Source organism: Microcoleus vaginatus PCC 9802 (assembly GCA_022701275.1).
Lineage (GTDB): Bacteria > Cyanobacteriota > Cyanobacteriia > Cyanobacteriales > Microcoleaceae > Microcoleus > Microcoleus vaginatus_A.
The window spans coordinates 1,197,860-1,210,403 of the sequence record CP031740.1 but is presented as its reverse complement, the minus strand read 5'-3'; the positions used below and the strand labels follow the sequence as shown (position 1 = coordinate 1,210,403).

At 47.3% G+C, this 12,544-nt stretch carries 9 protein-coding genes and 1 pseudogene; 7 read left to right on the top strand and 3 right to left on the bottom strand.

The annotated features are described in order from the left end of the window. The first annotated feature begins 158 nt into the window (after positions 1-158). Both D0A34_05090 and D0A34_05085 read left to right on the top strand, forming a co-directional pair. The gene (locus D0A34_05090) at positions 159-521 is read left to right on the top strand and encodes a hypothetical protein (GenBank protein UNU18329.1); all 363 of its coding nucleotides are present in this window, start codon (positions 159-161) and stop codon (positions 519-521) included. 346 nt (positions 522-867) lie between these two features. Continuing rightward, positions 868-1,890, top strand: coding sequence for a tetratricopeptide repeat protein (locus D0A34_05085; GenBank protein ID UNU18328.1), 1,023 nt, complete (start codon positions 868-870; stop codon positions 1,888-1,890). Between the two features lie 89 nt (positions 1,891-1,979). On the opposite strand, the gene D0A34_05080 is transcribed toward D0A34_05085, so the two are convergent. From D0A34_05080 to D0A34_05070, 3 genes are all read right to left on the bottom strand, one after another. Continuing rightward, positions 1,980-2,726 carry a hypothetical protein gene (locus D0A34_05080; GenBank protein ID UNU18327.1) on the bottom strand — a complete coding sequence of 249 codons (747 nt, stop codon included), beginning with the start codon at positions 2,724-2,726 and terminating at the stop codon, positions 1,980-1,982. A 576-nt stretch (positions 2,727-3,302) separates the two neighbouring features. Next, positions 3,303-4,025: a pyridoxine 5'-phosphate synthase gene (locus D0A34_05075; protein UNU18326.1), complete on the bottom strand. Its 723-nt coding sequence runs from the start codon at positions 4,023-4,025 to the stop codon at positions 3,303-3,305. Between the two features lie 62 nt (positions 4,026-4,087). After that, on the bottom strand, positions 4,088-4,873 hold the full coding sequence (locus D0A34_05070) for a nucleotidyltransferase domain-containing protein (GenBank protein ID UNU18325.1): 786 nt from the start codon (positions 4,871-4,873) through the stop codon (positions 4,088-4,090). Positions 4,874-5,144: 271 nt separating this feature from the next. On the opposite strand from D0A34_05070, the gene D0A34_05065 reads away from it, so the two are divergent. From D0A34_05065 to D0A34_05045, 5 genes and pseudogenes are all read left to right on the top strand, one after another. Next, on the top strand, positions 5,145-6,005 hold the full coding sequence (locus tag D0A34_05065; protein ID UNU18324.1) for a DUF1092 family protein: 861 nt from the start codon (positions 5,145-5,147) through the stop codon (positions 6,003-6,005). A 440-nt stretch (positions 6,006-6,445) separates the two neighbouring features. Continuing rightward, entirely contained in the window at positions 6,446-7,741 is a 1,296-nt protein-coding gene (locus D0A34_05060; protein ID UNU18323.1) for a TldD/PmbA family protein, read from the top strand. 135 nt (positions 7,742-7,876) lie between these two features. Beyond that, positions 7,877-8,833, top strand: coding sequence for a lipolytic protein G-D-S-L family (locus D0A34_05055; GenBank protein UNU18322.1), 957 nt, complete (start codon positions 7,877-7,879; stop codon positions 8,831-8,833). A gap of 14 nt (positions 8,834-8,847) precedes the next feature. Further along, a pseudogene (locus D0A34_05050) lies at positions 8,848-9,470 on the top strand (haloacid dehalogenase). A 148-nt stretch (positions 9,471-9,618) separates the two neighbouring features. Continuing rightward, positions 9,619-12,432, top strand: coding sequence for a CBS domain-containing protein (locus tag D0A34_05045; GenBank protein UNU18321.1), 2,814 nt, complete (start codon positions 9,619-9,621; stop codon positions 12,430-12,432). The last annotated feature ends 112 nt before the right edge of the window (positions 12,433-12,544 follow it).

The following is a 12,544-nucleotide window of genomic DNA, read 5'->3' as shown; positions in this document are numbered from 1 at the left end:
GGTATCTCCCTTTAGATATATTTTTGATCTTTCTTTAGGTATACTTTGTTAAAAGAGTTGCGGTAGAGCCTGCGTCAGCTACGCTAGGGCAGAGCCTGGTAGCGGCTACTGTTTTTACTTTTAGTAGTGCTTTAAAAAAATAAAAGCCAGTGCCAAGCATGAATCATTTAGAACTCGAACAAGAAATTGGGAAGATGGCTAGAGCGATGATGAGTCGCAATAGCTTAATTGGTAAAGATTTGATTGCAGATCTCAGAGGGCGGCTGTCTGTTGACAGTGTAGCTGCTTTGATGATTGTCAGTATTGAGCGTTTGATTTGGTATGACTGCGAGTCCGTCCTCTGGAGTTTGAGTTATTTGATTCCTGCTGACGTGATGGAAGAAATTCGCCGGATTACTGCGCTGGTTGTTTGCCAGCGGTTGATGGGCAAGGGTTTTGTGCTGGGCAAAGATTTTAGTATTGATGCAACAGGCCAGTTGCTGTTGAGTGAGAATGCTAAAACAGCGGTTGTGGTTGCTTGAATAGGGCAAGCAGAAGTTCGATCGCACTATGAGATTTGCAGTTAGACTTGGGGCGCCCTAGGACTCTTTGTGTAACTGCAAACCTAATTCGAGATGCGGTAATAGTGGCGTGATTCAGGCTGATTTGAGATTCGCAGCAGCTTCAATAAGCGATGAGTGCGATTAGGTAAAAGACCATTTTACGAGAGAAAAATAGTTAGGATCAACGGCTAATTGTTGAGGTTGTTAGTGGCAGTTTGTACCGGCGATCGCCCTGTATCAAAAGTTTCCGATTTTTAGTGGAATTACCGTTTTACTCCCAGTAGGATTTGAGATAGAATCATCCTTAAGATAGATACGAAATATTATGAACTTAATTCAAAACTTGGAAGCGGCTTGGTACTACCACCTGGGTTCGCGTCACCTCGAAGCTAACGATGATCATGGTGCTCTGGCGAACTTTAACAGAGCTTTGAAGTTGCAATCAGATCATTATAAGGCTTGGTTCGGGCGAGGTATGGCTCTGGGGAAATTAGAACGGCACTTAGAGGCGCTGAAGAGTTTTGATGAGGCCTTGGCGGTGGAGCCGAATGCGAGCTTTGGCTGGCACAACCGGGCTATTGCTTTAGGAAAGTTGGGCCAGTGGTTGGAGGCTCTCAATAGTTTTGACCGGGCTCTGGAGTTCAGTCCGTGCGCGGCAAGTATTTGGCACAACCGGGGACTGACGCTGATCGATATGGGGCTGTACGAGAAGGCGGTTCTGAGTTTTGATCGCTCTTTAAATTTGCACCCGGAGGCTGCTTGGGCGTGGTACAACCGAGGTAATGCCTTGTTGGAACTCAAGCTTTACTATCAGGCGCTCAACAGTTTTGAACGGGCGATCGAGTTTAAGCCTGACGACGCGAAGGCTTGGTACAATCGCGGTCTAGCTGCGAACTATATGGGACTTTACAAACAAGCAGTGGCTAGTTTTAGCCGATCGATCGCTCTACAACCGGGCAGAGCCGAAGCGGTGGGCGAACGGAGAGTTGCTTTGGAGAAATTAATAGGTTTAAATCAGAGAAATGCCAAGTTTACTCCCACATCTGAGCGTCCCTTTGAAGATTATTTGATTTGGTACAACCGGGGTGTGGAATTGGCGCGAAAACGCTGCTACTCTGAGGCGATTGCTTGCTACGAAACAGTCTTAGAAATAAATCCTGATTTTGCTAACGCTTTTTACAATAAAGCTTGCTGTTATGCGCTACTGGGGTTTGCTGATTTGGCCCTTGACAATTTGCAGCGGGCTGTTGAGTTTATCCCTAATTTATACCGAGAGCTAGCTTTAGCTGACTCGGATTTAAGCTGCATTTGGAAACAAGAACGTTTTGAAGCGCTGATCCAAGGTTAATGTTACGCAAAAAACAGCTCGCCCAATTGGGGAGCTGTTTTTTTGGGTGGCGCAAATTCGATCGCTCGACAGTATTTGTGCAATCTTTGCTATTGCAGAGAAACTCGGATTGAGGGCTTGACCGGCCTCTTGGCAACTACGATTACCCGGTAGGTTCCGGACTCGGGGAGTTGAGCAAAAGTTTGACCTTCGCCTTGATCCAGAAGTTGTCCCGACGGAGATTCGATCGCCAGATCTAGATTTTTTTTGTTAGCTGTCACCCTAATTGTCTGCCCCTGCTTGCCTTGAACCGTGATGGGCTGGATTTGGTAGCCGGACATTTTGAGTTTGATTGTGGCTTGTTTTTCCTTGAATGCTATGGGAATTGCGCGATCGGGCCTATAAGTCCACTTGGCGTTAAAATCGCGTCCCAGTACGAAGCTGGTGGTTTCACCTTTCGGGGTAACTCGCACGCGGTAGATACCGGACTCTGGCAACTGGCCAATCCACTGATTATCTGTTTTTTCAATAACCCCCATATTTTCACCGTTGGGACTGTACAGTTCGGCTGTCAGTTGTCCCGCCCACAGGGAGAGAGTGAGTTCCCGCCCTTTGACGCCTTCAAAAATATAGGTGGTGGGTTGGTTGATGGTTTCTCGGATTTCCGAGGTTGACATTCGCTCAATGGGTTCGAGCTTTGGAACTGATCCAGATGTAGCGGGTTGGTTAACGGTTTCTGTAATTTCCGAGGCAGCCATCAGCTCGCTCGGTGCAATTTTTTGGGCTACTGGGCTGGCAAATACTGATTTTGCCGTCATCATGAGTAGCATTCCAGTCAGTAAAATTAGTTTTTTCATGTCGCACTTCCGAAGGGGGGTAAGGAGTTGTATATGGTTACTTGTGTTTGCCTGTTTTCACCGGATTAAATCTGGCGATCGCACAGAGGCTACAGGAGGATATAGGATACACGTAAATATCCCGTACTTGCACAAAACCTGCTGGTAGCAAATTGGCAGTGCGGGAGCGAAGTAGTAGCCTGTGTTTCTCGGGACATTTTCATGATACTACTTACGTATAATATCATCACAGAATATTAGTAATTTGGTCGAGGAAAATTAAAGCTTTTTCCGAGGATCTTGCTAAAGAAATGCCCCCAGCCAAAAAACGCGGTGTCTGGGATTCTGGCTCTGCCTTGCTACTAGAAAACGGCTAGCACCCCCACGGGGTCACAGCCCGTAGTGTTACTTCATTTTTGACGATCGTCTAATTATGTAGGGCGCTGCCAACCTCACCTTACCCTATTTGTAGCGCGTCCAACCCTTGTTTTCGTAAGTTTTTATCCTGGATTTTTCTAGGGCAGATTTAGTCAGTATCTCTGATATAAATGAGCTTATCACTGGCAAATGCGCCCTGCCACACGCGGTTAATTCGTATTAGGAACCTGCCAGGATTTTTAGGTAAAATTGTACTGTTTGGGACAAGCCCATTTCTAGCGCTTCCGCAATTAAAGCATGACCTATCGATACTTCTAGTATATCAGGAATCGAGCAAAATTTAGCTAAGTTTTGCAAATTTAAATCATGTCCGGCATTCACTCCCAAACCTGCTGATTGAGCGGCTTGAGCTGCTAAGACATATTGTTGAAACACAAATTCAACTCTACCTTCGCGAAAAGCAGTCGCGTAGGGTTCCGTGTACAGTTCCACTCTGTCTGCTCCAACTTCTTTTGCTAGCGGCATGAGAGCAGCATCGGCGTCCATAAACAAGCTGACTCTGATACCGTTGTCTTTTAATTTTTCAATGATTGGTAAGAGCCGATCGCGATTTTCGGGAATATTCCAACCGCTATCCGATGTTAGCACGTCCGGAGCGTCGGGCACCAAGGTACACTGAGCCGGTTTTACGTCGCAAACTATATCCATAAATGGCGGCTGAAACGGATTTCCTTCTATGTTAAACTCAACGGTTAGCATTTTAGCTAATTCGTAAACATCGGCAGCTTTGATGTGCCTTTCGTCCGGGCGGGGATGGACTGTAACGCCATGAGCTCCGGCAGCAATTACTGTTTTTGCGGCTTCCGTAACGCTGGGGATACCGATGTTTCGAGAGTTTCTGAGGAGGGCGATTCTGTTGATGTTAACGCTGAGTTTAGTCATGGGATGTTACTCTTTAAGGTTGATGCTACTATATTAATCGCTTTCGGTACGAAACCTTGAGCCTATTGCGGTAGTGTTAGGGGGTTATCAAAGTAAAAATTAGCTTCTGCAAGCGGTAAACTTTCTGCAAAAAAAGCTTCAGCTCTTTGCTGTTTGGCTGCCAAATCTTCAAGATGGGCAATGCAGAAAAGTGGTGCGATGCGAGCGACTATTTGGGGCGGAAAATCTCGGGTGAAATATTTTAGTTCAAAGTCGTATCTGTGGGGACGGTAAATCATGCCCAACAGTTCGACTAAGGGGAGAAGCGTCCAATTGTGATAGTTGCCGATCGCATCTACTAAATGTTCGCGATAAATCTCTTTTTTAACCAGAGGTTGCAGCAAATCGAAACGGACTTTAATTTCGTTGAATCGGGTTTGCATTTGGGATAAATGCTGGTTTTTATTCAAAAGAGGGGGTAGAATTAGATTAGCTTTGTCAAAGGCGATCGGGACTTGTCCGTGTCTCTCTATTTCCAGAAAATCGTTGCGGCTACTGCGCCGAAAAACGGCAAAATCAATTAGCAAAAACGGTGGGGTTTCTTTGATCCGCCAGAAGCACTGCGATTGACCGTGCCAAGCGGGTTCGGGAACTCGATATTTGAGTTCGATTTCGGCAATTTCTGCGAGGGCTTTTTCAACAATCTCAAATGTTTCTTCCACGCAGTTATCTTCAACCACAACCGCAATATCGAGGTCGGACCACTCGTCGGTGTATCCGTGGGCTGCTGAACCTCCTTGCCACAAAGCGAGAACAAAATCTAAAGGTTGTAAGGTAGAAACAATCTTTTCGAGAATGATTTGTCTCATGGAATCAAGCTATATTGTTTGTTTTCCCGGGCTTGCACAAGTTTAACAAACGATCGCGTGTTGAGATTGCTCCGCAACAGTTCTCCGAGGAGTTGCTAATGCTTCCGGTTGTGCACTGCTGCCAAAAATTACACGGGAAGCTGCAAGGGAAAGTGGCCATCTTTGGGAAAGTGCGATCGCCCGCGATTGAAAATCAGTCTTAAATTGTCAAAATCAGAAACTTGCCCGCTGTCCGGTAACATGAGAAAGGATTAATTTTTAACAGCGCGGCATGGCTACTATTTGGGAACTCGACTTTTACAGCCGTCCAATCCTAGACGAGCGAGAGAAAAAAAAATGGGAAGTGTTGATCTGCGAAAGCCCGCTGAATGTAGGCGACAAGGCCGAATCTCTGTTTCGCTACTCGCAATTCTGCTCCAGTTCTACCGTGAATTCCCTGTGGCTGGCGGGTGCACTTAAAGAGGCGATCGCCGCAGCACCGAAACGGCCCGAAAAAATCCGCTTTTTCCGCCGCCAAATGGCGAACATGATTACTAAAGCCTGCGAGGACTTGGACATTCCCGCCGCCTGCAGCCGCCGCACCCTCGCCCTCAGCCTGTGGCTGGAAGAACGGATGCAAGACGTTTATCCCGCCGAACCCGGCTATCAAGCGGTTGTGAACCCGAGCGTTCAATTTGTACCCGAAACGCCAGTTGCGCTGCCGGATGCTTTAATCGGCGAAAAATGGACGTTTGTGAGTTTGCCGATCGCCGCTTTTGACGAAATGTCCGAGTGGGATATCGGATTTGGCGAAGCTTTCGGGCTACCGATGACACGCCTCGCCCCTGAAACGCAAATTCCGGGACTAATTATCTACTCGTCGAGAGCAACAGCCCTGGCAGGTTGGATGTCGGGCTTGGAGTTGGCTTTTCTGAAATTTGAGAGCGGCCCACCAGCTAGGCTGGTATTAGATACGGGAGCTAATGATCGCTGGATTTTAGCTAATCTCAGAGACGCAGCAACTGAGAGAGAAGCGAAAGGATTTGAAGCCGCGAAAAAACAAGCAAAACAAGTACATTTCTTAGCAATTCAGTCGAATCCCGACTCGGAATCTTTTGCAGGATTCTGGCTGCTGCACGAACTAAATATTTAGTCGCTCGCTTGGCAATAACTAATATCGGGCCGCATTCTCAATCAGATTTAAGCAACCGGGTTTTTTCAGGAAAAATCTCGGCTTTTAGAGCTGAACCGCAGCAAAAAAGTCGGTTTCTGGCCCCGCCCAAAAACGGATACCGTGCCACGTAATCCTGTCGTGGAGAGCTCATAGTTTTAGATTATAGTTAAAGCTCCCAGATTAATCTGTGGAGTAAATCTAAAATCTAAAATATAAAATCGACTGACGCCCTTGGCAGGATGCAAACAATCACAAATGCGTAGAATCTTGTTATCGCCCATTGCACCCGTTTCCCAAAAGAATCTAAATGTAAGCCCGTGAACCCAACCCATATCCCGTAAGTCATTGCCAATTCTTTAATCGAAAATCGAAAATCGAAAATGGTATTACCGATCGCCCATTACTAACCACCGAGAACAATGACCAACCAGCAATCAGCAGAACAACTGTTAGAACTAGCCACCAAAGCAGGTGCAGAAGCTGCTGAGGTATTGGAATCGCAATCGCTGTCAAGGCCGGTCTTTTTTGAAGCAAACCGCCTCAAACAGCTAGAAACCGCCCAAGCAGAAGGCATTGCACTGCGGCTGTGGCGGGATGGGCGGCCGGGTTTGGCGGTGGCCTACGGGCCTGTGGAACTGCAAATTTTGGTGGACAGGGCGATCGCGCTTTCACAACTCAACGAACCGGAAACCATCGAACTCGGCACCGGTGAGAAAGTTGTTTATCCCGATCGCGGAGTGTCAGTGTCGGCGGAACAGCTAGTAAACTGGGGCAAAGAGGCGATCGCGATCGTCCGCGAAGCCTATCCAGAAAGCCTCTGCACCGCCGAACTCGACTGCGAAATCGAGAGCACCCGCTTGGTGAACACCAGAGGCTTGGATTCCAGTCACACCGACACCACCCTCAGCGGTTACTTATCAGCAGAATTAGTGCGGGGAGAAGATTTCCTCAACATTTGGGAAGGCGAAACCGAACGCGGCACCCTCGACTTAAACACCAGCGCCAGGCGAGTTTTGCAACGTTTGGAATGGGCGAAAGACAATGTAGCCCCCGCCACGGGCCGCGTGCCGGTGCTGTTTACAGCCAAAGCCGCCGATTTGCTGTGGGGGACTGTCTGTGCGGCGTTGAACGGCAAACAGGTAATCGAAGGCGCTTCGCCTTGGAGCGATCGATTAGGCCAACCAGTGACATCGCCGCTTGTCACCCTCTCCCAGCAGCCGGATATCGGGCCCTATAGCTGTCCTTTTGACGACGAAGGCACTCCGACTCGGGCGATCGTCTTTATCAACAGCGGAGTGTTGCAGCTATTTTATACCGATCGCACCACCGGTCGAGCCTTGGGCAGTGGCACTACCGGGAACGGATTTCGCCCGGGTTTGGGCAGCTATCCGACGCCGAGTTTGTTCAATGTTTTGATTAAACCAGGTTCGCTTTCGCTAATCGATTTAATCGCTAAATTAGACGACGGAATTGTAGTCGATCAAATGCTTGGCGGCAGTGCGGGAATTTCCGGCGATTTTTCAATTAATGTCGATCTCGGCTACCGAGTCAAAAAAGGTCAAATAGTCGGCAGGATCAAAGACACAATGGTAGCTGGCAACGTCTACAACGTCCTCAAACAATTGGTAGAATTGGGAGGAGACTCCGAGTGGAACGGTTCTTGCCACACACCATCTCTAATTGTAGAGGGATTGTCCGTCATCGGCAAAAACTAAAGTCAGTTGACAGTTGGCAGTTAGCAGTTGTTAGTAGTCAGTTGTCAGTTGTTAGTTGTTAGTAGTCATCAATCATCAGTCAACAGTCAACAGTCAACAGTCACCAATTCCCCATTCCCAATTCCCACACATAATATGCGTATTTGTTTTATCGGCGATTCTTTTGTAAACGGTACTTGTGATCCAAAATGTCTCGGTTGGACAGGACGGATTTGCGCTGCCGCTTGCGGACAAGGACACGATATTACTTACTACAATTTAGGAATAAGGGGAGAAACCAGTGCCGATATAGAAACTCGTTGGTTGAACGAAGTTTCTTGCCGCTTACCTCACTACAGCGACGGCAGAATAGTATTTTCCTTTGGCGTCAATGACACTTACCTAGAAAACGAAAAAATTCGCATAGAAGTTGAGAAATCAATTGAAAATGCCCGATATATTCTCAAGTCTGCTCAAGAAAGAGTCCCAGTTTTAATGGTAGGGCCACCGCCAGTTATCGATGCCGATCGCACAAGCCGGATTGCCAACTTATCCGAACAGTTTTCTCAAGTTTGCAGCGAGTTAAACGTGCCTTATCTAGATGTTTGCACCCCGCTGCAAAAATCGGAAATTTGGCAAAAAGAACTTACCGAGAACGATGGCTCCCATCCCGGCGCCGCCGGTTACGCTGAATTGGCGAAAATAGTTCACAATTGGGACGGTTGGAAAGCTTGGTTTAAAAATATCAATATCTCAGACCAAGAGACAGTAACGCTGTTCCGAGCCGTCGGCAAAAAAGAAATGGAATTGATTAAAGAAAGCGATTTTCTGGCATTTCCGCCACGCTTATCCTTTCAGCCTACTTTTTATCCCGTACTTCACAAAGCCTATGCCATACAAATCGCGCGAGATTGGAATACAAGAGATGCAGCATCGGGATATTTCGGCTATGCCACTCGCTTTCGGGTTGCGGCAGAATTCTTAAAAAACTATCCGGTTCAAAATGTGGGCAGTTCGATTCACCAAGAATATTGGATTCCGGCCGAAGAATTGGCTCAATTCAATCAAAACATTGTGGGTAAAATTGAGATATTTGCCGAATATCAACCCTAAACTAGGAGCGAACTATGCTAGAATTTAATCAATTTGAAGTAGTTAGTTTTGACGGCTACGGCACTCTGATAGATTGGGAAAGGGGGGATATTACCCGCCTTGAAACACTTGCTGTTAAATCGGGAAATTGATTTCAGCGATGAAGGAACTTTAGATATTTTTGCGAAATTTAAATCCCAACTAGAAAACCAAAATAATCCTTATATAAGATATCGGGAGATTTTGCAATAAATAGTGAACAAGTTCAGTCACAGATTTAATTTTCAACCGACAGAAACAGCATCAGGAACTGAAATAAATTGTTTGCTTGATTCCCTCGAAAATTGGCAACCATTTCCCGATACAGTTGCAGCTTTAACAGCACTCAAGCAGAAATACAAACGGGCAGTAATTTCCAATATTGACGATGACTTGTTGGTTGGTACAGCCCACCACTTAAAAGTTGAATTCGACTGGTTGATTGCTGCGGAACAAGTGCGATCGTACAAACCGTCAACTCGCCACTCTGAAATAGCCCTAGAAACAATGGGTAAATCGCAGACACGACAAAACAGGATTTGGGGCGACACTGCCGGCCAGCGGCCAGCCAGACTGGGAAGTGTCCGATTTGAAAACATTGGTGGAAATGATAGGGTAAACAACGGCAGAATAACGCCGATTAGTAAAATTCATCTGCGTTAATTTTGGTGCACCTCAGGTTAAAAATTAGTTATATTTTGCCAAGTCGAACGATTTTTCGCTAAAGTGCGATCGAGTAGACCATTATCAGGCCATCTACGCTATTTATGCCGTACCTAACTATCCCTAAACAATTTAGCGAACCTTCCAGGGTCATCAAATCTCAACTTTTTTTACGGCCGAAACGCCTCGCTATTTTTGAAGCTTGTCTGATCGGTTTAATTTCAGGACTGGCTGGCGTTTTGCTCAAATCAGGAGTCGGATGGCTCGGCAGTTGGCGAGTTGCTACCTCGACAGTAATTCCAGCTTGGATATTACTGCCCAGCGTCGGTTTATTGGGTGGGTTGTTGACAGGTTTCTTGGTTGAGCGTTTTGCTCCCGAAACTGCAGGCAGTGGCATTCCTCACGTCAAAGCTGCTCTGGGCGGCGTCAATCTTGCCTTAGATTTGCGAGTAGCCGTCGCCAAACTTCTGACCACTATTTTAGCCGTTGGTTCCGGTTTAACTTTAGGCAGGCAAGGCCCAACTGTCCAAATAGGAGCATCTTTGGCCGGCTGGATAGGTCACTTGATGCCAACTTCCCCAGACTACCGCCGACAATTGATAGCTTGCGGTGCTGCTGCGGGATTGGCTGCGGGTTTCAACGCTCCCATTGCAGGAGTTTTGTTTGTAGTTGAAGAACTGCTGTACGACGTTTCGGGATTGACTTTAGGGACTGCGATTATCGCTTCATTTATCGGTGCAGTTGTGTCGCAGCTTTTGGGCGGTGATAGTTTAAATTTGAACCTTCGCGAGTACCAAAGCAGTTTTGAGGCTCAGGAAATTCCCTTCTACATACTGCTAGGAATTTTAGCTGGATTGCTGGGAGCTTTGTTCACGAAAGGGATTATTGCTAGCTTGCAATTTAACAGGCGATCGCTCAAATTACCCTTACCAGCGCGAATTGCTATAGCTGGCCTAATCTGCGGTGCAGTAATAGGTTTTCTCCCAGAAACTTTCCGCGATAATACGGGTTTGCGGGAGTTTATGCTGACCGGCGAAGCAAGTGGCATAACGAGTTTAATTGCTTTTATAGCTCACTTTTTTCTAACAATTATTGCCTCGGCTTCTGGGGCTCCGGGAGGATTGTTTTCCCCTTCCCTAGTTATGGGTTCTGCACTAGGTCACATGGTGGGCATTGTGCAGGCAGATTCCCTGGGCGTCGGTTCGCCGGTAACTTACGCTTTGGCGGGAATGGGAGCGTTTTTTTGCGCGGTTACTAGAGCGCCGATTACTGCGGTAGTAATTGTGTTTGAAATTACGGCGGATTTCAAATTAGTGCTGCCTTTGATGATCTGTTGTGTAGTTGCTTATTTAATGGCAGAAAAGGTAGAGAGCGGCTCGCTGTACAATCACCTTTTGGAGTTTAACGGCATTCAACTGACAAAGGCAAAAGCTGCCAGCAATACTTTGAGCGACTTGTACGCAGAGGACGTGATGCAGCGCCGAGTTGAAACTCTTTCGAGTCTGCTGACTTTCGATGAAGTGATGCAGGCATTTTCGCGATCGCACCACCGAGGATTTCCAGTAGTTGAAGATGGCAAATTAGTCGGAATTGTCAGTCAAACCGATTTGGCAAATGCCAGCGAGCGCAATTTATCCAGCAACTCGCTGCTTAAAGAATTTATGACTGTACAGCCGATCGCAGTCAAACCAAAGGATACTTTAAGCGAGGTATTGTACAGGCTCAACAACTACAATATCAGCCGTTTGCCAGTCATAGAAGGTCGCCGTTTGGTGGGAATTATTACCCGCAGCGACATTATCCGAGTTGAATCCGATCGCCTCAGCGGAGAAACAACCCAGGGCCCGCATCCAGAACCTTCCTATGTTGTCTATCAAACCAGGGCTCCGCAAGTCGGAAACGGCCGCTTATTAGTGCCGCTTTCCAACCCCCAAACAGCACCCGCTTTGCTGCGGCTGGCCGCGGCGATTGCGCGCGATCGCAATTACGAATTAGAATGCCTGCAAATCATCATAGTACCGCGCAACAGTTCCCCCTCAGAAAGCGCAGTGCGGACAACCAAAAGCCGCCGCCTGCTGCAACAAGCCGAGCGAATTGTTCGCAATTGGAACTTGCCGGTACACACCCAAATACGGGTAGCTCACGACGTGCCTAACGCGATTTTGGAGACAATTAGGGAGCGACATATCGATTTAATTTTGATGGGCTGGCAAGGCGAATTTTCCACAAAAGGACGCATTTTTGGGGATGTTGTCGATACCGTAATTAGGCAAGCAGGCTGCGAGGTGGTTTTGGTGAAGTGGAGCGAAAAACTATTAGCAAAACGCAAGAAAAATGAGTTTTCCGCCACTTTCAGCGGGCGGAAATATGCGTCTATAGAATGGGAGTTAAATCCCGAAAAAGTTGACGGCGCAGATAATCCCGCATTCGCGAGATCCTCAGATTCATCAGCGACTCCTGAGACTGAACTTTCCCCGCCGAATTCAGACATTCCAGGGCCAGAATTGGGACTGCACACGCTGATGGGTTTGCACCGCTGGTTGGTGCCTATTCGCGGCGGTTACAAGCAAGCTGCGGCTTTGCGGCTGCTACCTGCTTTAGTGGCTGCGAGTGCTGTACCGGAGATTAAATTGTGTCAGGTTCACCAGCCTTCTGGTGCAGAACCCGATCGCGGTGAATTAAAGCAAGCGGCGGAGTTTATCAAGCGCCGGGTTAGCTGTTCGATAATAGCGACTTCGGTTTGCGCTAAATCGGTTTCTGATGCTTTAATTGATTTGGCTCAGAACGATCAGTGCGATGCGATCGTCCTGGGAGCTAGCCGCGAAGGGCTGCTGAAGCAGGTGATTCACGGCAACATCCCGGAAGCTGTGGCGCGCGGGTGCGACTGTACAGTCATTTTAGTGCGATCGGCCAATTAGTCATTAGTTAGTTAGTTGTTATTTTTTATTTATTAATTTTTATGGTGGTATTTTAGTGTTCTAGTCTTGTTCCCAGGCTCGGTCTGGGAATACATACCCGGAGGCTTTGTTT

Excerpts from the sequence above, each read along its gene's own strand:
- D0A34_05070 (UNU18325.1), bottom strand. The coding sequence starts at position 4,873 with ATGAGACAAATCATTCTCGAAAAGATTGTTTCTACCTTACAACCTTTA.
- D0A34_05080 (UNU18327.1), bottom strand. The coding sequence starts at position 2,726 with ATGAAAAAACTAATTTTACTGACTGGAATGCTACTCATGATGACGGCA.
- D0A34_05055 (UNU18322.1), top strand. The coding sequence starts at position 7,877 with ATGCGTATTTGTTTTATCGGCGATTCTTTTGTAAACGGTACTTGTGAT.
- D0A34_05065 (UNU18324.1), top strand. The coding sequence starts at position 5,145 with ATGGCTACTATTTGGGAACTCGACTTTTACAGCCGTCCAATCCTAGAC.
- D0A34_05075 (UNU18326.1), bottom strand. The coding sequence starts at position 4,025 with ATGACTAAACTCAGCGTTAACATCAACAGAATCGCCCTCCTCAGAAAC.
- D0A34_05085 (UNU18328.1), top strand. The coding sequence starts at position 868 with ATGAACTTAATTCAAAACTTGGAAGCGGCTTGGTACTACCACCTGGGT.
- D0A34_05060 (UNU18323.1), top strand. The coding sequence starts at position 6,446 with ATGACCAACCAGCAATCAGCAGAACAACTGTTAGAACTAGCCACCAAA.
- D0A34_05045 (UNU18321.1), top strand. The coding sequence starts at position 9,619 with ATGCCGTACCTAACTATCCCTAAACAATTTAGCGAACCTTCCAGGGTC.
- D0A34_05090 (UNU18329.1), top strand. The coding sequence starts at position 159 with ATGAATCATTTAGAACTCGAACAAGAAATTGGGAAGATGGCTAGAGCG.